This window comes from Pandoraea sp. PE-S2R-1 (assembly GCF_002179865.1).
Lineage (GTDB): Bacteria > Pseudomonadota > Gammaproteobacteria > Burkholderiales > Burkholderiaceae > Pandoraea.
This window is the reverse complement of the sequence record NZ_NGUR01000015.1, coordinates 18,085-44,394: the sequence shown is the minus strand read 5'-3', so window position 1 is coordinate 44,394 and position 26,310 is coordinate 18,085. Positions and strand designations below refer to the sequence as shown.

Here is a 26,310-nt window from a genome sequence, read left to right as displayed (position 1 = left end):
AAATCAAGATGATTTGGAGGGGTTTGATGAAACAAGGAAATATCACTTCAGTCGCGGCAATGCCGGCAGAATGCACGCGCACCAATCAACCATGGCTCATGGTCGCTTACGCGACGATCGGCGCAAGCGTGTGCAGCACGGCGATCATTCTGATGACGGTGGGCGTGTTCATTCGGGCGCTCGGGGCCGCACAAGGTTGGGATCGCGCACAGATTTCTGGCGCGCTGTCCATTTGCGCGCTGAGTTTGGCCGTGGCAACACCGGTCGTCGGCGCGCTGATCGACCGGTTTCATCTTCGAACCGTGTTGGTCACGTCGTTGCTCACCTATGGCGCGACGGTTTTGGCAGTCCCGTTGATGGTGAAGACGTGGGGAATCACCGGATTCTTTCTGGCGTTTTTCCTGATTGGCGTCTTTGGCGCAGGGTCGAACACCATCGTCTACTTGCGAGTGATCTCCGGGTGGTTCGACCGATCGCGCGGTCTTGCGCTGGGCATCAGCATGGCCGGCGTTGCACTTGGCGGGGCTATTGCCGCTCCCATTGCCGCTGCGATGATCCAGCGGTTTGACTGGGAAGCCGGTTACTACTTCTTGGGCGCAGTGCCGATCGTGATTGGCGTGCCACTGGGCCTGTTTCTACTCAGGGAAGCGCCGACGCAGAGCGGCGTCAGCGGGCGCGCCACCGGGGCACTCGGGGCAGCGGGACGCACGCTCTCACAAGCGTTCGCCAGTCGCGCCTTCTGGCTGGTCGGCGTTGCGGCATTTCTCATGGCCGTGGCCATCAACGGTGCGCAAATCCATTTGGTCCCCATGTTGCTCGACCGGGGTGTCGCGCTCTCGTCGGCAGCGTTCGCGACGACCGTATTGGCGGTTGCTGCGCTCATCGGACGCGTTGCAGCAGGCTATCTGTTCGATCGAATCTTCGCGCCTCGCGCCGCCATTGGCATTTTTGCGTTGTCGTGCGTCGGCTGCGCAGGCCTCCTGCTCACAAACGCCCCGGCATCCGTGTATCTGTGCGCGGCACTCCTTGGCTTTGGTGCTGGCGCTGAATCCGATTTGCTGGGGTACTTGATCAGCCGGTATTTCGGGTTGGATCACTTCGGAAAGATTTTCGGTTGGGTGTTTGCTTCTTTCATGGCGGGATCGGCTGTCGGTCCGGTCGTGTTCGGGATGGGATTCGATGCGTCGGGAAGTTACGCCATGCCGCTGTATCTGGCGTGCGCGGCCCTGCTAATCGTCTGCGCGTTGTGCGCCATGATGCCGCGATATCAACCCGCGCAAGAGGCGCAACTTGAAAGCGTTGCCTAGTCGGCGTATGCGCTCCTCCTCGCTAAGGCACTCGCACCGGGATGCATTACAAAACGTGGGGAAAGGGCTTCAAACAAAGCGTGCATAGCGCGTTGACACACTGCATACAGTGCACAAAACTCTCCGCTCCAATTGAGGCGACGTCGCACACGACAGTCTCAATACTTCGCACGCGTTTCGAGGAAATGATGAAAGAAGTCGAACTAGAAGAACTGATAGCGTCGAGACTGCGCGACGCATACACCATCGGTCCCATTGCCCCATTTGCCTCGTGCGTGGGCGGCGATATCGACGCCGCCTATCGCATCCAGCACCGCAACACTGACCACGCGATGCAAGCGGACGGCCGCCGAATCGTAGGCCGCAAGATCGGCCTCACGTCGACGGCTGTTCAGAAGCAGCTTGGCGTGGACCAGCCCGACTATGGCGTTCTGTTCGACGACATGGCGGTCGTCAATGCCGGCCTCGTCAATATGTCGAGCCTCTTGCAGCCCAAGATCGAAGCAGAGATTGCATTTGGTTTTCGCGTGGACATCGACGACCCGTCACTCGAAATGTCCGACCTGTTCGAACGAATTGAATGGGTGGCCCCGGCGCTCGAAATTGTAGATAGCCGCATCGCGGACTGGAAAATCGGGATTGTGGAGACGATTGCGGATAACGCGTCGTCTGGCCGCTTCGTGATCGGCCGGAAGCTGCCATTCACGCCTGACATCGACTTGCTGAATTGCCAAATGCGCATGCAGGAGAACCGGCAGGTGGCGTCGACAGGAAGCGGGGCGGCATGTCTGGGGAATCCGCTGAACGCTGCGCTTTGGCTGGCCAAAAAACTGATCGAGGTAGGGCATCCGATCAAAGCGGGCGAGCTGGTGCTCAGTGGCGCACTAGGCCCCATGGTGAACGTCAAGCACTACAGCACCTATCACGCGGACATCGAGGGGATCGGTGAGGTCTCGGTTCGGTTCGGCGACTAACGTCGGAAATTGATTTGGAAGTCGGGAGAGAAATTTGCCATACCTAGATCATCATGAAAGTCGGCTGTATTACGAAGTACACGGCAGCGGCTCACCGGTAGTGCTGCTGCATGGCGTGGGCGGAAATCACGCGAGCTGGTTCTATCAGGTTGCCGCCTGGCGAGCGGATTTCAAGGTCATTCTTGTGGATGCCCGAGGCTTCGGAAAGTCCACGGACGCCGAGCTCGCCGGACGCGCCGAGTTCACAAACGATCTCGTCGCGGTTCTGGACGCGCTCGATTTGCAGCGCGTCTCGTTTGTCGCGCAGTCGATGGGCGCTGGCACGGCAATCGATTTCGCGTGTCGCTATCCTGACCGCGTTGCGTCCTTACTGATTGCCGATTCTTTGGTCGGCATCACCTTGCCTGAATCCATCGCGGTGGAAATGGCAAAGGTGCAGAGCGCGACGCGCGACCTGTCGCAGGCTGAACGTGTGCTTGGACGCACGCACCTCGCCAACTCGCCAGCCATGACGCAGTTGTATCTACAGATTGCCGGATTCAATCGCTACACCTTCAAAACACTCGTAGGCGTCCAGCCGTCGTACACGCCCGAGCAGATCGCTGCGACGGGCGTACGCATCGGCTTTCTCGTCGGCGAGGAAGATGTCTTGTTCCCACCGAAGATCGTCGCAGAAATGTGCAAGCACTTTGACGGCGCGGAATTGATGACGCTTGCCAACGCAGGTCACTCGGCCTATTTCGAAGCACCGGATCAGTTCAACACGCGCGTCGCCAATTGGCTTCAATTCCAAGAATAGAAAGCAAACGAACTGGGGCATGCAAAGAGCGCTCGCGAGATTGATCGACGTCCACGTTGCCGGGGGGCAACGTTCTGTGACTGCGGTCAATCTCGCGACGCACCCGTGAGGCCAACGGCACTTTCGCTCACGTTTGAGCGCCATTGATTGAAGGGTTCCGGCGGCTATGGCAGTTTCTCAGGAAGTCGGGCAGCGATTGCGCGACAGGATTTACGACGCGATCCGAGATCTCGTCGAGCGCGGCAAGCTGCAACCCGGTCAACGGTTGACGGAAACGCATCTCGCCGCGCGGTTTGGCGTTTCCAGAACGCCCGTGCGTGAGGCGTTGTTTCAGTTGGCGCGCGAGGGGCTGCTGGAGCCATTGGAGCGCGGTTACGGGTTCAGCGAAATGCCGATGCCGGCGCTGCTGGCTCGATTGGACGTCAAGTCGATTCTCGACCCTGTGGTCGTCGCCAACGTTGTTGAATCGGCATCCGCCAAAGAGATTGCGCATATTTCCGCACTAGCGGACGAGGCGAGACGCTTGCTCCTCTGCGAACCCTCGTCATTCGTTTCCGCGAGTGCGGTTCACGGACTCCAAAAACACCTCGCCACCGCTTGCACGAACCAAGTGCTGGCACGCTGCTTCACTGCCGCAGAGGATGATTTTCTTGCCGCCCGCCCACTGCTGCTGCGAACCGAAAGAAACCGCTTGATGACGGCGGATTATCTGGACGCCTTGGCTCAACATCTGACGACTCGGGACGCGGCATCAGCCGAGGCCCAGACGCGCACCCATATCGCCAGCCTTGCGGAATCGTGCCGCATGCAACTCTGAGGGAAACAAAGGGGGAGAGAGCGCTACGAACGCTTCGGCAACGCCGTCCTCGCGCTGCGCTTTCGAGCCGCGCGTTCGGCGGGCTTCGCAAGTGTCGTTATCAGCATCTCAACGTACTCTTTCGCGATTTTCCCCGCGCCTTTCACGTCGCGCGAGCGAATGGCGGCGAGCAACAGCCCATCGCGATGCACTGAAATAGCGCGATTCCCTTCGTCTTTGTAATGTTCGTTGCGAACCAACAGGAACTGGTCTTCCAGCACCGCGCAAACGCGCGTCAGCGCCGTGTTGTGGCTCATTTCAAGGAGGACGGTGCGAAACTCGTGTGCGGCCGAAACAAACGCCGAATACTTCGACGACGCCTCGGCCTTCTTCATCTTTTCATAAGCACCAGCGAGCACTTCGATCTGCTCATCGGACCCGTACTTTGCCGCGTGTTCTGCCAGCGGCGGATCGAGCAAGAGTCGAACCTCCATGCGCTGGAGGAAATCGCGTGGTGTATCCGTCATCAGCGAGTACCCGCGATCGGTGCGCACCACGAGGCCTTCACGCGCCAGTTGGAAGAGTGCTTCGCGAATCGGCGTGCGCGAGACCCCATACCGCTCGGCCAATTCCAACTCAACGAGCCGCGACCCGGCCGCAATGGCGCCCCCGTGCAGATCCTCCCGGAGCAACTGGTAAACCTGATCGCGTAACCGATCGCTCTGTACGACTCTGCGGGTGGCGCTCATGACGTTGAAGTTTTGGTTGGTTAGCCGCGATTCTACGACGAAACGAGTGAGATTTCGGTAGGAAACGCGGGATTCCGTGACATCCACTCAACACATTCGCAAGGCTCATGCATGAGTGAATTTCAAATCGTTTGTTGCGCGTAGAACGGCGCCCTAGGATGGCAATCACGTCGAGTTGCGGCGTCTGAGCCGTCCGCACGCAACCGTGATTCCAGTCGTCATTGCATACAGTACGCAAACAAATAAATTGGAGACGCCCCCAATGAGTGAACAGGCACATTTCGTAGACGAGAGTTTGTTGAACAAAGTCCCGCGCTGGCGCAATTACCTTGCGGCCAAGCTGGGTTTCCGGAACCACTGGTATCCGGTGAAGCTGTCCGGCGACGTCCTCGAAGGGAAGGTATCGCAGGCGACGGTATGCGGCGAGGAGATCCTGCTGAAGCGCGTGGACGGGGAGGTGAAGGCGATTCGCGACCGGTGCCTGCACCGCGGCGTGAAGTTCTCCGAGAAGGTGGAGTGCTATACGCCCGACACCATCACCTGCTGGTATCACGGCTTCACCTACAAGTGGAACGACGGCAAGCTGTGCGACATTCTGGCCTCGCCGGACAGCAAGGCCATCGGCCGGCGCAGCGTCAAGAGCTATCCGGTGCAGGAAGCCAAGGGCCTGATCTTCGTGTTTGTGGGCGACGAAGGGTTTGACGCGCCTCCGCTCGCGGAAGACGTGCCGCCGACCTTCCTTGACGACGATTTGCAACTGCACTGCGCGATCTATGACGTCGAGTCGAACTGGCGCGTCGGCTGCGAAAACGGCTTCGACGGCTTGCACGTCTACATTCACCGCGCCTCGGAGCTCGTGCCGGACACCCAGCGATCGTTGCCCATCGGGCACCTGGCGAAATCGGGCGACGTGCTGGTGCACGAGGACGAGGGCGCACCGAAGGGCGTCTACGACGCGTTTGCCAACCACACGAGCATTTGGGAGGGCAAGGTCGATGGTCAGGTGGTCGTCACCGGCACCAAGCGTGTATCGGAGAAACCGACCCGAACCACGGCGGCGTCGCTCTGGATGCCGTGCGGGCTGCGCGTCGACGACTTCCCGGATCAGGACATCACACAGTTCGAGTTCTACGTGCCCGTGACGGAAACGAAGCACCTTTATGTGATGCTCGTCGGCAAACGCGTTTCGACGGAAGAAGAAAGCGCGCACTTCAATCACGAGTTCTGGAATCGCTGGAAGCCCATCGGCTTCGAGAATTTCAACGCGCAGGATATTCAGGCGCGACTCGCACTGCAAACCTTCTACAAGCGCGATTCGGCGTGGCTCGACGAGATGCTGATCGAAGGCGACTCGCCCCTCATCAAGTGGCGCGAGCTGTGTCATCGCCATGCGCGCGGCATTCAGAAGCCGGAGCACATGTGAGCGGTCAACGCTCAATGGCGTGAGGTGAGCAATGAAAAACACACATGAGAATGAGCCGATGGTGATCATCGGCGCGGGCATCGCAGCCGTCTACGCCGCCGAAAGCGCGCGAAAGGCGGGCTTTGACGGCCGAATCATCATCTGCGGCGACGAGCGCGAAGCCCCTTACGACCGTCCTCCGCTTTCCAAGAAGGTGCTTCAGGAGGCGGATGAGGCGGCCCACATTTCGCTGCGGGACAACGCGTTCTACGACGCGCACAACATCGATCTGCGCTTAGGTAACGCGGCGCAGCGTATTGACCGGGAGGCGCGTCGGGTCGAATTCTCCGACGGCACGTCGCTTGGATACGGGACGCTGGTGCTGGCAACCGGTTCGTCGCTGCGCACGCTTGCGCTGCTTCATCCGGGCATGCAGAACGTGTTTTACCTGCGCCGTATTTCCGACGCCATCGCGCTGCGAGAAGCGTTGCCGAAGATCCGCAATCTCGTGGTGGTGGGCGCAGGCGTCATTGGCCTTGAAGTGGCGTCCGTGGCCAACGGCATGGGAATCGACGTGACGGTACTCGAAGCCGGGGAGCGTCCGATGGCGCGCGCGACTTGCGCCGAGGTTTGCGAGTTCGTCGTGAAGCAGCATGAACAACGAGGCGTGCGCATTCGCACCGGGGTATCGATTCGCGAGGTTTCCGAACGCTCGTCCGCCTATCGCCTCGCGCTCTCCGACGGCGAATCGCTCGACGCGGATGCGGTGGTGGTCGGTATCGGCGTGGTGCCGAACGTCGCCCTTGCCGAAGCCGCTGGCCTCGAGACGTGCGCGTCAGGGATCTGCGTCGACGGGCAGGGGCGAACGTCCAACGCGCACATCTACGCCGCTGGGGAAGTCGCATTTCACTTCAACGCGCGGGTAGGGCGGGCGGAGCGTCAGGAGAACTGGCATCACGCCGTCGCCCACGGGGAGCATGTCGGGCGTGCCATCGTGTGTAGCGGGCCTGACTACGAGGAAATCAGCGGCTACTGGTCAGATCAGTACGACTTCAGCCTCCAGTCCTTCGGGGTTCCCATCGGCGAGCAGAACGTCGTGCGCGGCAGTACCGACATCGGGGCGTTCGTCGTCTTCCACTTGCAGGCGGGCGTGGTCGTCGGCGTCAGCGCCGTGGGCGTGCCTCGCGAAATGCGGGCGGGCAAAGCGCTCGTGAGGTCGGCTGCCAAGGTCCCCGTTTCCGTGCTCCGGGATGCCAGCGTCGACTTGGCGAAGTGGCGGGAAGCGCGGCCTTCCGACGCCGAGTCCGCGTCTGAGTCCGCATAGGAGGCCGCATGCGAATCCTGTTTGCAATGACGGGCAAGGACACAGGGCCATGGATCGATGCGCTGCGAAGCGCCATGCCGGGGGCCGACGTTCGTGAGTGGAGCGTCGCCGATGTAGCCCCGGCAGATTACGTGCTGGTGTGGAAGTCTGATCCTGAAGTCTTGCGTCATCGCCCTGAACTGAACGCCATCTTCAACGTCGGGGCGGGCGTCGACTGGATTTTCAGCGCCGTCGCGAAAGACCCGGCGGTGGTGACCGGCGATGTGCCCATCTATCGGATCGAAGACGCCGGCATGGCATCGCAGATGGTCGAGTACGCCACGTACGCGACGTTGCGAAGCTTCCGACGTTTCGATGCGTATGAACAGCATCAGCGCGACGGTGTCTGGCAGCCGCTGGCCGTACCTGAGGCTGGCGAGTTCATCGTCGGCGTGCTCGGTCTGGGCAGCCTCGGTGCCGCCGTCGCCAGCCGGCTGGCGTCGTTCGGCTTCGATGTCCGAGGCTATAGCCGGTCGCCGAAACGGGTGGATGGGGTGCAGTGCTTCAGCGGCGAGAGCGAATGGGCGTCGTTCGTGGACGGCGCGCATGTCCTGATCAATCTCCTGCCCAATACGCCGGAGACCCGTGGGGTGCTGAACGCCCAGACATTCCTGCGACTGGCTCAAGGCGCGCATGTTGTGAACTTGGCGCGTGGCGAGCATCTGGTCGAAAAGGATCTGTTGCAGGCCATCGAACAGGGACAACTCTCCGGCGCAACGCTCGACGTATTCATGCACGAGCCGCTCCCGACAGGCCATCCGTTTTGGACGGAACCCCGCATCTGCATCACGCCACATATCTCGGCGCAAACGCGTCTTGGCGAGAGCGTCGAACAGCTCGTGCGCAAGATTGGCGAGATCGAACACGGCCGCACGCCCACCGGTCGGGTGGATGTTCTTCGCGGCTATTGAACGGAAAAGACAAGTCTTATGGAAAAGAAGGTTTTCTTGTGTCGCAAGGCGGACGTGCCGAGCGAGAGCGTGATTCAGGTCTGCCCGAAAGAGGTCGAGGACGGGCTCGCGGTGTATCACGTCGAAGGGAAGTTCTACGCGACGGAGGATCTCTGCACGCACGGCATGGTCGCGCTGTCGGGCGGCGATCTGCAAGGCACCACCATTTTTTGCCCGCTCCATGGCGGGGCATTCGATATTTGCTCGGGCGACGCGCTCGAGAAGCCGTGCACCGTGCCACTCAAAACCTACCGCGTCATTGAGGAAGGCGACGCGCTGTTCGGGCTCATCGACTGACCTTGCCCATTGCCCCTTGCTGCGCGTCAGGCGGCAAGCATCGGTTCAATTTCTGAGGGAAAACTTATGTTCAGTAAGGAAGACAACGAGCGACTGTGTCGAGTAGGCCCAGACACGCCGATGGGCAAGACATTCCGAAGCATGTGGATGCCGTTCCTGATGCCGGAAGAGCTGCCCGGGCCGGATTGTCCGCCCATTCGTGTTCGTCTGCTGGGGGAAGACCTCGTCGCGTTTCGCGATACCAACGGCAAGATCGGCCTGCTCGATCGCTATTGCCCGCATCGTCGCGTGGACCTCTTCTTCGGGCGCAACGAGGAGTGTGGTCTGCGCTGCGTGTATCACGGCTGGAAGTTCGATGTGTCCGGTCAGATCGTCGACATGCCAGCGGAGCCGGAGAACACGCGCATGAAGGCCGATACGCGGATCAAGAGCTATCCGGTCATCGAGTGGGGCGGTGTCATCTGGGCGTATATGGGTGACCCCGCACACATGCCCGAACGGCCTCCCGAACTCGAATGGGGACTGGTGCCGCCCGATTTCCGCTTCATCACCAAGCGCTTGCAGCGCACGAATTATGCGCAAGGCGTCGAAGGGGGCATCGACTCCAGCCACGTCGGCATTCTCCACAGCCACCTCGATGCGGAGCATCCCGAACGGCCATTTCGCCAGCGGCAGGTGTCGCCCAACTTGGCGATTCCTTATCTGGCATCGGACACCGCGCCGAAGTTCTTTGTCCGCCCGACCGACTACGGCATGGCCATCGGCGCACGGCGCAACGCGAGCGATACGTCGTACTACTGGCGTGTAACGCAGTTTCTCGCGCCGTTCTACACGATGATCGCGCCGATCAAGGAAGGGCGCGCGTATATGGGGCACGCGTGGACGCCCATCGACGACGAGAATTGCTGGGTGTTCACCATGACGTGGAATAGCGACCGCCCGCTGAGTCAGGAGGAGCTGGACCACGGTGCCGTGCACTCGGATGTGATGAACGACGGCACGTATCGCCCCTTGGTGACGGCGGAAACCGATTACGGCATTGACCGCCTGCGTCAACGTCTGCACAGCTCGACGGGCATCGAGGGCATCGGTATGCAGGACACCGCCGTGCAGGAAAGCATGGGGCCTATCGTTGATCGCTCGCGCGAGAATTTGGGCTCAGGCGACGCGGCTATCGTCGGATTCCGCAAGGCATTGCTGAAGTTGGCGACGCAGTGGGAGGCGGGCGGCGTGCTCGACGTAGCACACCACCCCGAGTGGTACCGCGTTCGATCCACGGCCGCCATTCTCGAACACGGCATCGATTTTCAGGCGGGCACTTCGGCCGCCACGACCGTGTCCTGATCCACCTCACCCATCTCGTTCATCTGGCAACGCAAGCGACTGGCTTCCTGTGCAAGCCAGTCGCGCAGCACTCGCACGGCGCCGTCTTCCTGCGCGCCTTCGCGCATCAACAAGTGATACGCCCCCGCGCTGGACACCTCGCCCAGCGGCGGCACCACCAGCTCGTCGCGTCCCTCGTAGTTCTCGAGCACGGCCTTCGGCACCAGTGCCACGCCCTTGCCGTCCTTCACCGCCTGTAGCGTGATGATGAAGTGCCCGAAATCGAGCGGGTTGGCGTCATCGGGGACACGCAGTCCATGCAGGGCCAACCAGTCCGGCCACGCGTGCCGGCGGCTCGCCGTATTGATCAGGCGGTACTGAAGCAGGTCGGCAGGTTCGTTGATGGGGCCGACCGCGTCCATGAGATGGGCGGATACCACGGGCACCAGAATGTCCGGGAACAGCGGCTCGACATAGACGTCCTTCCAGTTTTCCGTCATATCCAGATCGATGCGAGGCGCGCGCCGGTCGTAGCGCTGCCCCGGAACCTTGCCAACGCGGATGGCCACATCCACCTTCTCGCTGTGCAGATTTACCGGGTCGATCGACGAGATCAGCCGGACTTCGATATCCCTGTGCGCTTCGGTGAATTGCGCGAGCCTTGGCATCAGCCAACACGTGGCGAGCGTCGGCAGCACATCGAGCGTGACGACGCGATGCGGGTCTCGCACGGCACGATGGGTCGCCATCGAGATGATGTCGAGCGCCTGTCGAATCGATCGAAAGTACTCGACCCCAGCGGGTGTCATCTCGATCTTTCGCGTCAGCCGGACAAACAGCTTTTGCCCGAGAAAACTCTCGAGAAGCCGAATCTGCCGGGAGATAGCCCCCTGCGTCAGATGCAGCTCTTCTCCGGCTTTGGTGAAGGACAGGTGCCGTGTCGACGCTTCAAAGGCGCGCAGGGCCAACAAGGGGGGAAGGCGATAGCTCATATCACGTACCAAGTTCGATGGACTTGTGGGGGGCTCCAGCGCGGGCGTTTATCAATGACGCATTCCGAAATGCACACGTCCGACGCAGAAAAAATCGTTTGTTGACGGCAGCGGTGAACTCCTACCATCCAGACTCGTAACTGACAGGGCTCAAAGGTCGGAAATTTCAATAATTTGCGATTTCCGTGACATTGAGTCTTTATTTATCAGGCACTTACGGATTCCACTGTATACAGTACTCAATGGATTCGATACTAGAGAAAACGCTATGGCAAAAATTGTGATGGGCATCGGTTCCTCCCATAGTCCGACCCTTTTGATGAAGCCATCCGCATGGTTGGCCCGCGCCGCGACTGACGATCAGAACTTCTTTGTGCTGCACGATCACTCCGGCGCCCGGGTGAGCTATGGCGAGTTGCTTGAAAAGGCCGACCCGGCAATCCTGGACGAGATCACGCCCGCAAAACTCGAGCAGCGTCACCAGCAGAATCAGGCGGCAGTCGCACGCCTTGCCGAGACACTCAACGAGGTGAACCCGGACATCGTGGTCATCATTGGCGACGACCATAAGGAAGTGTTCCACGACGACAACATGCCGGCGCTTTCGGTGTATTGGGGCGAGACCATTCCCTATCGCCCGGCGGGGATCATGAAGTGGAAGTACGACCCCGATCTCGATCAGCAGCTCTGGTATCCGCAGGAACCCAAGGACTATCCCGTCGCGTCGCAATACGCCGAGCGCCTGATTCGCGGAATGATGGACGACGGCTTCGATGTCGCGCAGTCCAAGTACTTCAAAGATCAGCAGGCGATGAGCCATTCCTTCGGCTACGTCTATTACAAGCTGATGACCGACAAGATCTACCCGTCGATCCCCGTCAGCATCAACACCTATTACCCGCCCAACAACGTGTCGCCGCTACGGGCCTATCGCATCGGACAATCGATCCGCCGCCAGATCGAATCGTGGAGCGAAGACCTTCGCGTCGTGGTCATGTCGACGGGCGGGCTCAGCCACTTTGTGGTCGACGAAGCGTTCGACCGGCAGTTCCTCGAGCGGCTCGCAGCCGGTGGCCCTGACGTGCATGCGCAACTGCCGCTGGAAAAGCTGCAATCGGGGAATTCCGAGTTCCGTTGCTGGTCGGCGCTGGCCGGCGCGGTCGACGGCATGAAGATGGATCTGGTCGACTACATCCCGTGCTATCGCAGCCCCGCCGGCACCGGATGCGCAATGGCATTTGCGACCTGGTCGTAAAGCAAAGCTTCTGGTTCGGGCGGCGGGGCAATGAAAAGAAGCCATGGCCGCTGCCCGTGATAACGCCGGTGAATTCGAGGATTAGGAAAAGTAGATATGCAAGCGCATACGAGCGGTCAAACGAAACGAGTGGGCGTGGCAGTACTGGGGACGGTTGGCAAATCGATCGCGAAAGCGCTCGATGAAGGGATTCCGGGGATTGAGCTGGTTGCTGTCGCGGCGCGCGATGTGAAAGCTGCTGCTGAGTGGGTCAGCACGCTGAGGAGCCGTCCCGTTGTCGCCAGCTTTGGCGAGATGGCGCAAATGTGCGACGTCGTGATCGAGTGCGCACCGGCACATCTGCTGCCGGAGATCGCCGCGCCCGCGCTCAAGCTGGGAAAACAGGTTGTCGTACTCAGTTGCGGCGCACTGCTCAATAACGATGAACTCATCGAAATCGCTCGTGAGCACGGCGGGCAGATCGTGATTCCGACCGGGGCGCTGCTGGGACTGGACGCGGTGACCGCAGCGGCAGAAGGCCGAATCATGTCGGTGAGCATGGTGACGCGCAAGCCCGTCAAGGGACTGCTGGGCGCTCCCTACCTTGCGGAGCAGGGCATCGTCATCGACGGGATCACCGAGAAGACCCGGATATTTGCGGGCACGGCGCGCGAAGCCGCTAAGGGCTTCCCGGCGAATTTGAATGTCGTAGTTGCGCTGTCGCTGGCGGGGATCGGGCCCGACCAGACGAAGCTCGAAATCTGGGCCGATCCGGACATTTCGCGAAACATGCACACCATCACGGTGGAGTCGGATGCCGCGCTGCTGTCCATGTCGATCGAAAACATTCCGACCGAGAACCCCCGCACCGGGCGCATTACGGCGCAAAGCGTACTGGCGCTCCTGCGCAAGATGACGTCGCCGATGCGCGTGGGAACGTAAGGCGTGGCCATGAGCGTACGACGTCGCCCCCCTGTGGAGCTGCACCGGTTGATTAGTGCGCTCGTGCACCGTCCCGAACTGGTCGCCCGGCTGCGAGAAGCGCCCGACGAGGTGCACGAGGCGTTCGGGATTCCCGCAGATCAACGCAAGCAGTTGCAGGCCGATCCAGCGAGAGCGCTACGTGATCTCGATGTGCATCCGAACTTGCAGTTCAAATATCTGGGCGCCCGTGGGCTGTTGAAGCTGGCCCCGGCGTCGATTGCGCCGTTTCTTCAAAAACAAGGTCTTGGCGATGGGAAAGATTGTTAGTGCGGCGGCCACCTCTCACACGTTTGGCGTGGCGGACGGGGTGGAGGCGCAAGCGCAGCGCATCTTCGACGGCATCGACCGGATTGGACAGGCGATTCAGGCGTCCAGACCCGATGTGATCTTGATTGCCACCAGCGATCATCTGGTCAATTTCTCGTTGGATTTCCAGATTCCGCTCGCGGTCGGTATCTCTGACGATTGGTGCCCCTATGGCGATCTTGGCGTGCCTCGACAGTCATTCCCGGGACACCGCGAATTTGCCACTGAACTCGTCGCGTTTGCCGCCACCAAGCACTTCGATCTCGCTGCGGTCGAGAACGTGAAGCCGGATCACGGGCTGGCGATGCCGAACGCGATCATCAATCGCGGCTCGAACGTGCCAGTGGTGCCGATCTACATCAATACCGTGATGACACCGGCGCCGACGTGCGCGCGCAGTTTCGCTTTAGGGAAAGCGGTGCGGGAATTTGTTGAGACCGCGCGCCCCGCACGGGAGCGTGTCGCAATTCTTGCGACGGGCGGGCTCTCGCACTGGATCTGCTTACCCGATTCAGGACGTGTGAATGCGGAGTGGGACCGCACGTTGATCGAGCGGGTCGTTTCCGGTCGTGGTGCCGAACTAGCGGAACTGTCCTTCGACGCAATCATGAAGGATGGCGGCAACGGCGGGCTCGAGATGGCCACGTGGGCATTCATGGCCGGCACCACCGGAGATAGCGTGGGCGAACGCGTCTATTACGAGGAAATGACGGCGTGGTGGACCGGCATGGGCGGCGTGCTCATGCATCTGGATGGGGCGTGACGCTCAACCACCAACGACGCGATGTTTCCCTAACAATTTAAAGAAGGTTTGAACATGAGCTATCCCTCTCTGCCTGCGGACGTTCAGGCGGCAAGTCATACGGTCGATGTGAACGGCATCGAAACGCATTACCTCGATGTCGGACAAGGCGACCCGCTGATCTTGATTCATGGCGGCGGCGCCGGTGCCGACAGCTGGGGCAACTGGCGCGGCTGTCTGGGCACTTACGCCAAGCACTTTCGTGTGATCGCGTACGACATGCCGGGCTTCGGCCGCACGGCAAAACCGTCACCCGAAGTGTATGAATACACACAACAGAACCGTAATCGCCATCTGCTCGGATTCATCGATGCGCTTGGCCTCGATCGTGTCCGGGTCATTGGCAACTCGATGGGCGGGGCGACGGGGCTCGGTTTGGCGATGGAGCATCCGGAGCGCGTCGAAAGGCTCGTACTGATGGGGAGCGCAGGACTGAATATCGCGAATCCCGATCCGTCGTATATCAAGAACCTGCAAGGCTACGACTACACGCTGGAAGCCATGCAGCGGATCATGCGCGCCATGGTGGGCTCTCGCCACGTGGTCGACCCCGTGCTCGTGCAATATCGCCACGAGATCATGCAGAACGAGGATGCCCGGCAGGCGATTCAGCAAATCACCCGATCCAAACTGACTTACGAGCGCGAGCAGATTGCGGCGGTTAAGACGCCGACGCTTGTCGTTGGCGGAAAGGAGGACAAAGTCGCGGTGCTGGCACGAACCTATGGTTATCTGGAGTTATTGGATAACTCGTGGGGCTTCATCGTGCCTCACGTCGGCCACTGGGTAATGATCGAAGCGCCACAAGAGTTTGCGGTGATCACGCTGCGCTTTCTGATGGACGACGCCTTCGTCGCGTGCTGATCTGTCTTGATGGCGGGGATTCTTGGGTGACCAAGAATCCTTGAGTCACCCCGACCTGTCACCCTTAACAGGTGCCAAAACGCTGCGAATCGCCTAAGTTTCAATTACCCCCTGTTGTGGGCGCGTCTCCCTAGGAGTCAATCATGGCAAGTATTCAAAGTGTCAGCCCCACTCAGGTAACGAGTAGCGACGGCGTTAAGCTCACCATTGCCGGGGATGGATTCAACGCAGCGACGGCGGTCTATTTTTTGGTGTCGTCCTCGTCGTCAAAGGTCTTTGCGCGCAGCTTCACCATCGTTAGCGATAAGCAGATCGACACCCTTATTCCTTCGCTTCCGATCACTGCCGGTATGTTTGAAGTCAATGTCGTCATCGGTGGTGCAGCCGCCACAGTGGCGACGAGCACCAATCCTCTGGCGGCGGTGTTCGGGCCGGTAAATTTCATTCAAATATCGTCCGGTCAAGCAGCTAAGCAATAACGACACCTAACCCAAATCCCTTCGCCAGTAAGCTCGTTGCGTCGCTTCAAATAACCCTCAAGCGCCTATTGAGGGTTTAAATCCTCATTGTTTTGCCAAAAAATTAAGAAAACCCCATAAAATCAAGTGTCTTATGGGGTTCTTGTTTTTCAATTGGCACACCCAGCGATTTCGGGGCAGTTGAGATGCAAGCAATGACCTCCAACGGGGAAGGGGAGTCATCATGGCAAGCGTGGACATTCGCATTTCGACCGACTTGATCGAGCCGTCCTTACGCGACGACTACTGGCGAGAAGTCACGCGTCCGTTCGTGGAGACCTTGCGCTCAACGACAGCGAATGCACCCCCGTTGGAAGGCACGATGCTGATCCGCACCGTCGGCAGCATGACGCTCGGCTCGACAAAATTCAACGCGCAACGCTACGTGCGCGACAAGCGGACGATTGCCCAAGGCGGCCTCGACGACTATCTGATCCACGTGCTGGCGGCCGGCTCGATTCACGGCGATTTCGCGGGGAAAGATGTGGTTGCCGCTCCGGGTGGCATTTGCGTCATCGATCTCGCACGCACCTATACCTGTGAAGTCGACGCGGGGGTACGGATGGCCACAACGGTGCCGCGCGCGAGTATCGAAAAATTGTTAGGCGCGCGAGACCTGCACGGGTTCGTACTCGAGGCCGGGCAGCCGCTCACTCGCTTGCTGGTCGACTACATACAGGGCCTGCATGCGATTTCTGCGAGCCTGTCGGCCAGCGAAGACATCGCGGTGCAGGACGCGCTCATGACGTTGCTCGCGGCTGGCCTCGCCAGCGCGCCGCCCGCACATGCCGAACCCAAATCGGTGCTCGGGCGCGCGTTACGCGAGCGCTTGCTCGCCTTCATCGAAAGCCATCTCACGCATCCGGATCTCGGGCCGGAGCTTCTGATTCAGCGGTTTCGCATTTCGCGAGCGCATCTGTATCGTGCGTTCGCCGACGACGGCGGTATCGTCAACGTGATCCGAAACAAGCGTCTGAACGCCGCCTATCGAGCGCTTCTTGATCCGAGTCGCGCGGCAAGGCCAACCGCGGGCATAGCCACCGACTTCGGCTTTTCGGACGGAGGGAAATTTAGAAAGGCATTCGTTGCGAGCTTCGGCGTGACGCCTGACGACGCACGCGAGCAAGGTCAATACATGGCGTTGCCCACAGACGGCGCTGGTCATCTGTCGACACATTTCGCAGCGTTCAGTGGGCAACCCGTCGCCGGACAAACGCCTAACTAAGCATAGTTAGGCGCGACGCCCCGCAGCCACCGAACGAGGCCACCAATCGCGCTGACATGTGAAGTGGTGTTGGCTCAAAACCGGTACCTCAGGCCCACGATCGGGCCCTGCTGAACAACGTTGTAGACGAAGCCGCTCTTGTTGTACTTCACGCCGAGCGCCCGGTATCCCAGCATGACGGACCAGCTCTCCTTGAACTGATAGCCCAGTGCCGCCGTCACATCCCAATCAAGATCTGCCTGACCCGTACCGACAACGCCCCAGCCGGTCAAATACCAGTTGTCGGTCAAGAAGTAGTGCCCCCGCACCCCCGCAACGGCGTCCACCCACGTTGCGCTATCGCTTCGGCGCTTACCGTTGAGCAATCCACCGGTGATATCGATTTCCGTGCTCGCATACCAGACACGCGCGCCGGCGACCAAATCCAAACGGCTCCTGCCCGTGTCGAGAACGTTGTAGCTCCCTCCCAAGAAGCTCGTGAAAGTCTTCGACGTCACATCGAATTTCCCGCCAGTGGAAACTCGCCCGTACATCACATCAGCCAGCAAACCGTAGCGGCCGTATCGCGCTTCGCCGCCCGCCATGAACGACAGGTCTACGTTCTTGAGAATGGTGCCGAAATCAGAACTGATATGCGTCGCCGCCATACCGAACTGTCCGACGTTGCCATGGATGCCGGCCGCCCAGATGTACGGGCTGACACTGAACGTCCAGTGCTCGGCGTTCGGCGAATCGTTCTTCAACAGCATCGGCGGAACAGGAAGCGAATCCGTTGCGCCCGCCGCATCCGCTGCGGCAGCTGAGCCGTGCATCCCCAATAGCACGCTCAGCAGCGTCGTTGTTGCGACAAATAATTTCATGGTGCCCCGATAAGAGATCTCGTCTGTCAATCAACAAGTCCGTTAGACGGCTTATTGACCCGACAAGGCCGCTTCTTCCGCAGCGCAATTCAACGGCGGCGACGAGCCCTTCGACTGTTGAGCCAGCACTTCTTTACGCGCCGCTTTCAGATCGGCGAGAAAAGCCGCGTTCGTGTGAAGCTTGGCGACGGTGGCCGCGCCCATGGTGCGACCCGCGTCCACGTCGCTTTGCCAATGGGCGTTGCAAATCACGCGGCTTTGACCGAACGCCAGACCACGCCGGAGCAGCGCGTCGGCCCGCGCGGGATTGATTTCAGTCAGGACGAGCGCCCACGCCCAGCCTGCGGCCGTATGCCCCGAGGGATATGAGCCGTCATTGCGCAGCAGCGGTTCCTGCTCAGGGAAGCAAGTGCCTTCGTTGTGAGCGACGAACGGGCGCGTGCGGTTGTAAGTGTTCTTGACGCCGTAGGTCGACATCCCCGCGTCGGTCAGCACCCGCTGCATCAGGTGGTACAGATGCGGGGTTTTCTTCTCGCTGATGTCGACCCCCATCGCGCAGGAGAAGTTTTTCGCGGGCTGCGGAAATTGCAGATCCGCATCAAGACGCGCCAGCTCGGAACGCGGCTTGCCACGCAGTGGAATCGTCGCTTCCCGTGCTTCTTCGTCGCGGGCGAGCGCTGCGCTCCCCGCAGCCGGGGGCGGGCCGAGCAGCTTCTGGCTATCGGGCAAGTCTTTCGGCTGCAAATAGCCGGGTGCCAGCTTAAAGTGCGGGTCGGTGACTTCGGGGCGCGGGCCGGGCGTGTTGTCTTTCGCAATGGAAACGGCACTGTACATGCCGGCAACCACCACCACGAGAGCCGAAATTTTCTGATGAACGTGCGAGCGCATGGGCGAGGGGTCCCGTCGAAATGAAGGTCATAGGTAGTTCATGAATTTCAGGACTGCGACCTTGATGCCTACGCCGGTGTTACTCGTGCGCCTGCTAGCGGGTGATTGCGGGTCTATCCAGTGAGCCGCGTTCGTTTGTGACAAGGTTTCTCGTGCGATCCTGCCCGCGAATTTACCTTGGGGGACTTCGGAAAGGACGGGGCCAGCGGCGGGAAGAGACAAATCCACGTCGATAAAGAGACAGAACCGGGGATCGTTTCACTCGGTCAATCGATCCCCGGCTGCCTTATCACCGTCCCGGGATGATCGGCGAGGGCGGCGGCGGGCTGGGACGCTGCGGCGTCGCCGAATTCCCGAACGCGTTTCCCATCCGCTGAGACGTGCCGCTCCAATTGAACTGGCCGCCGATCTGATTGCTCGGCTTGTTGGCAATGTCTTCCGACTCGAGGCCGGGCGCGCGCCCACCTGCGAGCGGACTCGACGCCGGCTGCAACTGATGCGTCAGGCAGTCGTACGACGGCGAGCGCTGCCCGTTCACTTCCACGTCCACGCAACCGGCCCGCGAGGGCGCTGCCGAAGGGGCCGCCGATGCGCCGCTGGCACCCGACGAGCCGTCGGCGGCGCCCGCGTGGGCCGCCATACCGAGCATCAATGCAACAACGCCTGCCATCGCGGCTCCCCGCCACTGAGCGTGCGTGCGAAACCGCGGATTACCCCGACTGTTCTCTGCCTTCATGGCATGTCTCCCCCATCAAAAATGTTAGGTGGTCCATCAGGACTCCGACCCAACAAGCATACGTCAGCCCGTGCGTTTTTCGAGAAAGATGAATTTCTCGTGACAAACGTTAGTCGGCCGCGCTCCCGGACGTCTAGGTACCTGTATTCGTGAGGAATGTCGACACGGATTGCGTGCGGCAGGGCACTACCAGCGTTGTTTGGCGGTATGCGCTGGTAAGCGCCAGGCCACCGGGGGCACTGCATCGGGCAGGGCCGCGTCGACCTAACAAAGCAGAGTCTTCTATATGCGTTTGATGAAAACGAACCGGCCGTGGCTGCGCTGGGCGGCGGTATGCGCTGTCACGTTGGGGGGAACCGTTCATGGCGTTGCGATTGCTCAGGAAGCCAAAGCAGCTCAGTCGGACAACTCGCCTGCGGTAAATCCGCAGGCCGGCGCAACGGGATCGGCGCAGGCAAAGGAAAACGCCGCCGACGCGCAAAAGCCCGTCAATATCAATGAGTACGTCGTGCGCGGCAATACCGTCCTCGATGTACGCACCATCGAAAAGGCCGTCACGCCCTATCTCGGGCCTAACCGCACGCTCGCCGACATCGAAGCCGCACGCGACGCGTTGCTCGCCGCCTATCAGGCCAAGGGCTATCAGTCGGTGTATGTCGATTTGCCGGAGCAGCAGGTCACCGGCGGCATCGTCTATCTGAAGGTAAGCGAGACCAAGCTGGGCCGCCTGCGCGTGGTCGGCTCGGAATACCACTCGCCGCGCGAGGTGCGCGAGCGCGTGCCGTCGCTGGCCGAAGGCAAGGTGCCTGACTTCAATGCCGCGCAGGCGGAACTCACGGCGCTGAACCGCACTGGCGAGCAACAGGTGGTGCCGCTCGTCAAGCAGGGCGCGGTGCCCGGCACGATGGACGTCGATCTCAAGGTCGAAGACACCAACCCGTGGCGCGCAAGCCTGAGCCTCAACAATGACCGCAGCGCCGATACGAAGCCGCTGCGCATGCTCGCCTCGGTGGGCTACGACAACCTGTGGCAGCTCGGCCACCGCGTGTCGATGAGCTTCTTCGGCGCGCCGCAGGACTTCAGCCAGAGCAAGGTCTGGTCGGGCTCGTACGTGGCGCCGATCGGCTCGTCGCCGTGGTCGCTCGAACTCAACGGCTATCAGTCGGACAGCAATGTCGCCACCACCGGCGGCACGACCGTGCTCGGCAAGGGACACGCGATCGGTGTGAAGACGACGTACACGGTGCCGGATACCGGCGCCTGGTATCACGCCTTCAGTCTGGGCGTGGACTTCAAGGACAACACGGAAACCACGCGCTTCGGCACGGCCGGCGACGTGGTGCCGCTCAAGTACGCGCCGATCACGCTGGGCTACAGCGGTTTCTATCAGGACGAAGACCTGAGCGCCGGCCTGAACACGTCGATCGTCTCCGGCATGTCGAGCTTCCTCGGCTACGGCAGCAGCCCCGCCCAGTTCGATGCGAAGCGCTACAAGGCGTCGCCGAGCTTCATGGTGCTGCGCGCCGATGCCAACGGCACTTATACGTTCGGCGGCGGCTGGCAGCTCGCCGCGCGCGTTGCCACGCAGATGACCGATTCGCCGCTCATTTCGAACGAACAGCTCGCGGGCGGGGGCATGAACTCGGTGCGCGGCTACCTCTCGGCCGAAGCGACGGGCGACTACGGTGTGGTCGGCTCGATCGAATGGCGCACGCCGCCGATTCCGCTGCTCGCCCCGGTCGTCTCGAACTGGCGTGCTTATGCGTTCTTCGACGGCGCACGTCTGGGATTGCGTGACACCTTGGCTGAGCAGACCTCGCGTTATTCGCTGGCGTCGGTCGGTCTGGGCACGTCGCTGCGCCTGACGTCGCACGTGACGGGACGCGTCGATGCGGCCTATCCGCTGACCAACGGACCGCGCACGGAGCGCTACAAGCCGCGCGTGAACTTCAGCGTGACGGCGACCTATTGAGCGAACCCAGCCAACACAGAGAACACATGAAACCGGGCGGGCCGCGCCACTAGCGAACCGCACGAACAAGACACATCCGAATTTCACGACACAACATTCACGACCTGATGCCCGGTGCGCCAATTCAACGCGTCGGGCGGCATAAACGGAGAAATACAGCCATGCGACGCATTCTTCCATTCCTGCTTGCGCTGATCGGCACGCTGATGCCGGTGCTCGCGCACGCCTGGTGGCAACCGGATTGGGCGTACCGCAAGCCGATCACCATCGACGCCGGCCCGCAAGGCGGCAACATCACGGGCGACGCCGGCCGGGTGCCGATGCTGTTGCGCCTGCATACCGGCAACTTCAGCTTTGAAGGCGTGAACGAAACCGGTGCCGACCTGCGTTTCGTGGCCGCCGACGACAAGACCGTGCTGAATCACCAGATCGAGCAGTTCGATCCGGTGCTGGGCATTGCGCTCGTGTGGGTCGATGTGCCCGCGGTGAGCGCCGGCGCCAAGCAACAGGTCTGGATGTACTACGGCAACCGCAAGGCCCCCGCGGCCGGCAACGGTCAGCGCGTGTTCGATCCGGATTACACCGCCGTGTACCACTTCGGTGAGTCGAACGTGCCCGCACGCGACACGACCGCTTACGGCAACAACAGCCAGAACCCGGTCGTCACGCTGGACGGCGCGATCATCGGCAAGGGCGCGCAGGCCGGCGCTTCGCCGATCGTGCTGCCGGCCTCGCCGTCGCTCGCGCTCGCCGCAGGCAGCCCGTTCACGTTCTCGGCCTGGGTGCACCCGGAGAAGCTGGGCGCGAACGAAGCGATTTACGTTCGCCGCGATGGTGGCAACGATCTCGTGGTCGGTATCGATCAGGGCGTGCCGTTCGTGCAGGTGGGCGCGCAGCGCAGCCAGCCGGGCCAACCGATTCAGGCGGGTAAGTGGTCGCATCTGGCCGTCACGGCAGATGGCAAGTCGGTCACGCTTTACGTCGGCGGTCACGCCGCCACGACGCTCGCCGTCGCACTGCCCGCACTGAACTCGCCGACGATCATCGGCGGTGATGTCGATGGCGCCACCGGTGGCCTCGCTCACTTCTCGGGTGCTGTGGACGAAGTGCATCTCTCGAAGGTCGCACGTAGCGCCGCACTGCTGCAAACCGACGCTGTCTCGCAAGGTTCGGAATCGCGTCTGATCGCCTTCGGCCCGGACGAGCAGCAAGCAGGCAAGAGCCACTTCGCCTTCATCCTCTCGGCCATGCCGGTCGACGCTTGGGTGGTGGTTTGTGTGCTGGGTCTGATGGCGCTGGTGTCGTGGCTCATCATGATCACGAAGGGTCGCAGCTACGCCGCCAAGGCGCGTGCTAACAGCGCCTTCATGACGCATTTTCGCGAAGCCTCGGGCGCACCGCTCGACCAGATCGCGCGCACGAATCGCGTGCCAGATGACGTGCGCGGGCAATCGCCGCTGTGGCGTCTGTACGAGGTCGCGCTGGGTGAGCTGCATCGCCGTCACGAACTCGGCTACGACACGAGCGCCGTATCGGACGCGACCATCAGCGCCATTCGCGCGTCGATGGACGGTGCGATGGTGCGCGAAGTCGAAGACATGAGCAAACGCATGAACTGGCTCTCGACGTCGATCGAAGGCGCGCCGTATGTCGGTCTGTTCGGCACCGTGATCGGGATCATGCTGGTGTTCGTCGTGGCCGCCATGGCGGGCGCGGTGGACATCAACTCGGTGGCCCCGGGGATGGCCGCGGCACTGCTGTGTACGGCCGCCGGTCTCGGCGTGGCCATTCCTGCACTGTTTGGCTACAACTGGCTGGTGTCGCGCTCGGATGCACTGTCGGCCGACATGGCCGTGTTCGTCGACGAATTCACGACGCGCCTCGCAGAAGAGCAGGGCGAAGGCCGCCGTCAGCCCGTGCTGCAACGCGCCTGACGAGGACGAATCATGGCTAACGCAACGCGATTCGCCGCGAAGAAGCGCTCGGGCGGCATCAACATCACGCCGTTTGTCGACGTGCTGCTGGTGGTGCTGGTGATCTTCATTCTCACGAGCAACGCCAGCATTCCCGGCATCAAGGTCGATCTCCCGAAGGCCAGCTCATCGGTGGCCCTCGAGAAGCCGAAGACCAAGGCGATCACGGTCGACAACGCCGGTCAGGTCTTTCTCGATGCCTATCCGGTGACGCTCACCGAGCTCGAGGATCGCTTGCGCACGGAAAAGGCAGTCACCCCCGACTTCCCGGTGATCGTGCGCGGCGACGCGCAGGTTCAGTACGCCAAGGTCGTCGAAGTGCTCGACCTGCTGCGCCGGATCGATCTCAACCAGGTCGGCCTCGTGACCGGCAAGCCGCAGTAAGGAGCGCAGCGTGAAACCTCGCGATTTCGCGTCCAGCCCCGTGCGGCCCGCCGCCAAACCGCCCAGTCCGGCGCTGGCGCTGCTGCGCCAGCGCGGCCCACTGATCGTCGGCGGCCTGGTCGTGCTCGGTCTGATCGCCCTTTTCTGGCACTTGCTCACGGACAAGGCCAGCATGCGCCGCGAGGTGAACACCCCGCCGATGCTCATGCTGCCACCGCCTCCGCCGCCACCGCCGCCTCAGGAGAAACCGCCTGAGCCGCAGCCGGAGAAGATCAAGCCCGAAGTCGTCGAGCCGAAGCCGGCCGACCCTGTCGAGCCGCCGAAGGACGACACGCCGCCGAGCCCGACCAAGGATCTCGGCGACGCCGTGACGATCAATGGCGACGCACAGGCGGGCACTGACGCATTCGGTATCGGCGCCGGCAATGGCGGCGGCATGACGGGCGGTGGCGGCGGGCTGGGTAGCCGCTCTTACAGCGCGTGGCTTGCCAGCTCACTGCAACAGGCGTTCGGGCGCGATGCGCGCACTCGCACGCTGGCCTTCGACGACGTCCGTATCGATCTCTGGCTCGACGCCGACGGACGCGCCACGCGCGCTCAACTGGTGCGGGGCACGGGTAACGCGGCCATCGACGACGCGGTCCTCGCGATGCTGCGCGACTTCCGCGCAGAAGAGAAGCCGCCGGCGTCGCTGCGCTATCCGCTGTCGATGAGTATCCGGGGACGCCGGCCATGAAGCGCAATTCGACGCTCGTCACGCCTCAGGTGGTTGCGCAGGTGATGAATGAAGGACTTCCTTTTTACGCAAAAGTCACACACAAAATGAAAGCACTGGAACGTATGACCGGCGCGCTCGCACTCCGACGTGCGCCACGCGCTGCGGGGACCGCAGGCGCCGTGGCGCTGGCGCTCGCACTGATGGGGACCGCAGGTCTGGCTCAGGCACAGGCGCAGCCGGCCCCGAAAGAGACGGCGATGGTCAAGTTGATCCGTGGCCTCATCAAGAGCGGCGCGATCGACAAGACCACGGGCGAAGCTCTGCTGGCACAAGCCGAAACGGAAGCCTATGCGGCATCGGCGGCGGCGCAGAAGGCTGCCGCCGCACCGGTGCCCGTGGCCGCGGTGCCGGGTGCCGAGCCGGGCGACGTGCGCATTCCGTACATCTCGCAGACCACGCGCGATCAGATTCGCGACGAGGTGAAGAACGAAGTGATGGCGCAGGCCAAGACGGAAGGCTGGGCCGCACCGAACGAAACCCCCGAGTGGACCAAGCGCATTCATATCGAAGGCGACTTCCGCCTGCGTAACGAATCGCGCTTCTATTCGAGCAGCAACACCAACACGCAGATCGACTGGGCGCAGATCAACAAGGGCAATGGTTTCGACGTCAACTCGAACACCAACCTGGCGCTCCCGCCGCTGCTCAACACCACGCAGAATCGCACCAACCAGTTCCGCGCCCGTGCACGCTTCGGCATCTTCGCCGACGTCTCGGAGCAGGTGAAAGCCGGTGTGCGGCTGGCGAGCAGCAACGACGACAGCCCCGTCTCGACCAACTCCACGCTGGGCGGCGGTCTGAACAAGAAGAGCGTCTGGCTCGACCAGATGTGGATGTCGTATCAGCCGTTCACGTGGATGAAGGTCACGGGCGGGCGTTTCGCCCCGCCGTACGTCACCACCGACATGCTGTTCTCGAGCGACCTGAACATCGACGGCATTGCCGCGCAGTTCAACAAGGTGCTGCCGCAGAATCCGAACGTCGAACTGTTTGGCTCGCTCGGCTTCATCCCGCTAGAGTATTCGGGCGACAACTCGCCGTCGAACAGCCAGAGCAAGATGTCGAGCCAGACCAAGTGGATGCTCGGCACGCAGTTCGGCGCGAACTGGAAGCTCGACTCGAAGAACAGCTTCCGCGGCACGGTCGGCTACTTCGACTTCCGCAACATCACGGGTCAACTGTCGTCGCCTTGCGCGCTTTACGCGGGCCAGACGAGCTGCGATTCGGACTGGTCGCGCCCGGCGTTCATGCAGAAGGGCAACACGCTCATGCTGCTGCGTAACATCGCGCTCAACCCGCTCGATCCGGCCAACACGGCGCAGCCGCAGTATGTCGGTTACGCCTCGAAGTTCCAGTTGCTCGATCTCTCGGCCCGTTGGGACACGATGCTGGCCGGCCGCTACCCGCTGCGCTTCGACGTGAACTACATCCGCAACCTGGCCTACAACGAAGGCGAGATGTGGGCGCGTGCGAATGGCGGCATCGTGAACAACTTCGGTTCGGGCGATGCAACGCGTGCCAACTTCAAGAGCGGCCCGAACGCCTACATGGTTCAGGCGACGTTCGGCAAGCCGGTCATGGCGTCGCGCGGCGACTGGAACGTGTTGTTCGGTTACAAGCGTATCGAGCCGGATGCCGTGCCCGATGCCTACAACGATTCGACGTTCCACGGCGGCGGCACGAACGCGAAGGGCTACTACCTTGGCGCGTCGTATGCCTTCGACAAGAATGCATGGCTGACTGGCCGCTGGCTCTCGACGAAGGAAGTCTATGGCGCGCCGTTGTCGATCGACACGCTGCAAATCGAAGTCAACGCGCGATTCTAAGGAGGTCG

26 protein-coding genes are annotated in these 26,310 nt (G+C 61.5%); 21 read left to right on the top strand and 5 right to left on the bottom strand.

Translation table 11 applies throughout. The features are described from left to right. Positions 1-26: 26 nt before the first annotated feature. The 4 genes from CDV44_RS17605 (at position 27) to CDV44_RS17590 (ending at position 3,897) form a co-directional block, all read left to right on the top strand. Positions 27-1,307, top strand: coding sequence for an MFS transporter (locus CDV44_RS17605; RefSeq protein ID WP_170936032.1), 1,281 nt, complete (start codon positions 27-29; stop codon positions 1,305-1,307). Between the two features lie 185 nt (positions 1,308-1,492). Next, positions 1,493-2,281, top strand: coding sequence for a 2-keto-4-pentenoate hydratase (locus CDV44_RS17600; protein ID WP_087689186.1), 789 nt, complete (start codon positions 1,493-1,495; stop codon positions 2,279-2,281). Between the two features lie 34 nt (positions 2,282-2,315). Further along, positions 2,316-3,080 (top strand): alpha/beta fold hydrolase, encoded by a 765-nt coding sequence (locus tag CDV44_RS17595; RefSeq protein ID WP_087689185.1) that lies wholly within the window; start codon positions 2,316-2,318, stop codon positions 3,078-3,080. A gap of 166 nt (positions 3,081-3,246) precedes the next feature. After that, a complete protein-coding gene (locus CDV44_RS17590) occupies positions 3,247-3,897 on the top strand; it encodes a GntR family transcriptional regulator (protein ID WP_087689184.1) in 651 nt (216 codons plus the stop codon). Between the two features lie 23 nt (positions 3,898-3,920). On the opposite strand, the gene CDV44_RS17585 is transcribed toward CDV44_RS17590, so the two are convergent. Then, positions 3,921-4,712 (bottom strand): GntR family transcriptional regulator, encoded by a 792-nt coding sequence (locus tag CDV44_RS17585; protein ID WP_141118760.1) that lies wholly within the window; start codon positions 4,710-4,712, stop codon positions 3,921-3,923. 211 nt (positions 4,713-4,923) lie between these two features. On the opposite strand from CDV44_RS17585, the gene CDV44_RS17580 reads away from it, so the two are divergent. The 5 genes from CDV44_RS17580 to CDV44_RS17560 all read left to right on the top strand — a co-directional run bounded on the left by CDV44_RS17580 (position 4,924) and on the right by CDV44_RS17560 (position 9,981). After that, a complete protein-coding gene (locus CDV44_RS17580; RefSeq protein WP_249277611.1) occupies positions 4,924-6,048 on the top strand; it encodes a Rieske 2Fe-2S domain-containing protein in 1,125 nt (374 codons plus the stop codon). A gap of 31 nt (positions 6,049-6,079) precedes the next feature. After that, a complete protein-coding gene (locus tag CDV44_RS17575) occupies positions 6,080-7,351 on the top strand; it encodes an NAD(P)/FAD-dependent oxidoreductase (protein ID WP_087689181.1) in 1,272 nt (423 codons plus the stop codon). A gap of 8 nt (positions 7,352-7,359) precedes the next feature. Then, positions 7,360-8,301 (top strand): glyoxylate/hydroxypyruvate reductase A, encoded by a 942-nt coding sequence (locus tag CDV44_RS17570; protein WP_087689180.1) that lies wholly within the window; start codon positions 7,360-7,362, stop codon positions 8,299-8,301. An 18-nt stretch (positions 8,302-8,319) separates the two neighbouring features. After that, complete coding sequence (locus CDV44_RS17565) at positions 8,320-8,637, top strand: non-heme iron oxygenase ferredoxin subunit (RefSeq protein ID WP_087689179.1); 318 nt, start codon at positions 8,320-8,322, stop codon at positions 8,635-8,637. Positions 8,638-8,703: 66 nt separating this feature from the next. Then, the gene (locus tag CDV44_RS17560; protein WP_064675039.1) at positions 8,704-9,981 is read left to right on the top strand and encodes a Rieske 2Fe-2S domain-containing protein; all 1,278 of its coding nucleotides are present in this window, start codon (positions 8,704-8,706) and stop codon (positions 9,979-9,981) included. Here CDV44_RS17560 and CDV44_RS17555 read toward each other — a convergent pair. Continuing rightward, on the bottom strand, positions 9,945-10,952 hold the full coding sequence (locus CDV44_RS17555) for a LysR substrate-binding domain-containing protein (protein ID WP_087689178.1): 1,008 nt from the start codon (positions 10,950-10,952) through the stop codon (positions 9,945-9,947). The two genes, CDV44_RS17560 and CDV44_RS17555, sit on opposite strands and share 37 nt — an antisense overlap. 319 nt (positions 10,953-11,271) lie before the next feature. Between CDV44_RS17555 and CDV44_RS17550 the strand changes: the two genes are divergently transcribed. From CDV44_RS17550 to CDV44_RS17520, 7 genes are all read left to right on the top strand, one after another. Next, positions 11,272-12,207, top strand: coding sequence for a hypothetical protein (locus tag CDV44_RS17550; protein WP_058377532.1), 936 nt, complete (start codon positions 11,272-11,274; stop codon positions 12,205-12,207). A 96-nt stretch (positions 12,208-12,303) separates the two neighbouring features. Then, entirely contained in the window at positions 12,304-13,128 is an 825-nt protein-coding gene (locus CDV44_RS17545; RefSeq protein ID WP_087689177.1) for an aspartate dehydrogenase, read from the top strand. Positions 13,129-13,137: 9 nt separating this feature from the next. After that, complete coding sequence (locus CDV44_RS17540) at positions 13,138-13,437, top strand: hypothetical protein (protein ID WP_141118759.1); 300 nt, start codon at positions 13,138-13,140, stop codon at positions 13,435-13,437. Next, positions 13,421-14,239, top strand: coding sequence for a protocatechuate 3,4-dioxygenase (locus CDV44_RS17535; RefSeq protein WP_087689175.1), 819 nt, complete (start codon positions 13,421-13,423; stop codon positions 14,237-14,239). The genes CDV44_RS17540 and CDV44_RS17535 overlap by 17 nt, the downstream gene beginning before the upstream one ends. 54 nt (positions 14,240-14,293) lie before the next feature. Beyond that, entirely contained in the window at positions 14,294-15,142 is an 849-nt protein-coding gene (locus tag CDV44_RS17530) for an alpha/beta fold hydrolase (RefSeq protein WP_249277610.1), read from the top strand. 143 nt (positions 15,143-15,285) lie between these two features. Next, on the top strand, positions 15,286-15,621 hold the full coding sequence (locus tag CDV44_RS17525; protein ID WP_087689173.1) for an IPT/TIG domain-containing protein: 336 nt from the start codon (positions 15,286-15,288) through the stop codon (positions 15,619-15,621). Positions 15,622-15,844: 223 nt separating this feature from the next. After that, on the top strand, positions 15,845-16,885 hold the full coding sequence (locus CDV44_RS17520; protein WP_087689172.1) for a helix-turn-helix domain-containing protein: 1,041 nt from the start codon (positions 15,845-15,847) through the stop codon (positions 16,883-16,885). 74 nt (positions 16,886-16,959) lie between these two features. On the opposite strand, the gene CDV44_RS17515 is transcribed toward CDV44_RS17520, so the two are convergent. The 3 genes from CDV44_RS17515 to CDV44_RS17505 all read right to left on the bottom strand — a co-directional run bounded on the left by CDV44_RS17515 (position 16,960) and on the right by CDV44_RS17505 (position 19,303). Beyond that, complete coding sequence (locus CDV44_RS17515) at positions 16,960-17,775, bottom strand: hypothetical protein (protein ID WP_212677129.1); 816 nt, start codon at positions 17,773-17,775, stop codon at positions 16,960-16,962. A 21-nt stretch (positions 17,776-17,796) separates the two neighbouring features. Then, positions 17,797-18,633, bottom strand: a complete 837-nt coding sequence (locus CDV44_RS17510; protein ID WP_087689171.1) for a phosphatase PAP2 family protein — start codon at positions 18,631-18,633, stop codon at positions 17,797-17,799. A gap of 289 nt (positions 18,634-18,922) precedes the next feature. Then, positions 18,923-19,303 carry a hypothetical protein gene (locus CDV44_RS17505; RefSeq protein ID WP_087689170.1) on the bottom strand — a complete coding sequence of 127 codons (381 nt, stop codon included), beginning with the start codon at positions 19,301-19,303 and terminating at the stop codon, positions 18,923-18,925. 352 nt (positions 19,304-19,655) lie between these two features. Between CDV44_RS17505 and CDV44_RS17500 the strand changes: the two genes are divergently transcribed. The 5 genes from CDV44_RS17500 to CDV44_RS17480 all read left to right on the top strand — a co-directional run bounded on the left by CDV44_RS17500 (position 19,656) and on the right by CDV44_RS17480 (position 26,302). Further along, the gene (locus CDV44_RS17500; protein ID WP_249277609.1) at positions 19,656-21,341 is read left to right on the top strand and encodes a ShlB/FhaC/HecB family hemolysin secretion/activation protein; all 1,686 of its coding nucleotides are present in this window, start codon (positions 19,656-19,658) and stop codon (positions 21,339-21,341) included. Positions 21,342-21,502: 161 nt separating this feature from the next. Continuing rightward, entirely contained in the window at positions 21,503-23,275 is a 1,773-nt protein-coding gene (locus CDV44_RS17495; RefSeq protein WP_087689169.1) for a DUF2341 domain-containing protein, read from the top strand. Positions 23,276-23,287: 12 nt separating this feature from the next. Further along, entirely contained in the window at positions 23,288-23,698 is a 411-nt protein-coding gene (locus CDV44_RS17490) for a biopolymer transporter ExbD (RefSeq protein WP_010808895.1), read from the top strand. A 10-nt stretch (positions 23,699-23,708) separates the two neighbouring features. Next, on the top strand, positions 23,709-24,434 hold the full coding sequence (locus CDV44_RS17485) for an energy transducer TonB (RefSeq protein ID WP_249277608.1): 726 nt from the start codon (positions 23,709-23,711) through the stop codon (positions 24,432-24,434). A gap of 86 nt (positions 24,435-24,520) precedes the next feature. Further along, positions 24,521-26,302, top strand: a complete 1,782-nt coding sequence (locus CDV44_RS17480) for a putative porin (protein WP_087690685.1) — start codon at positions 24,521-24,523, stop codon at positions 26,300-26,302. The last annotated feature ends 8 nt before the right edge of the window (positions 26,303-26,310 follow it).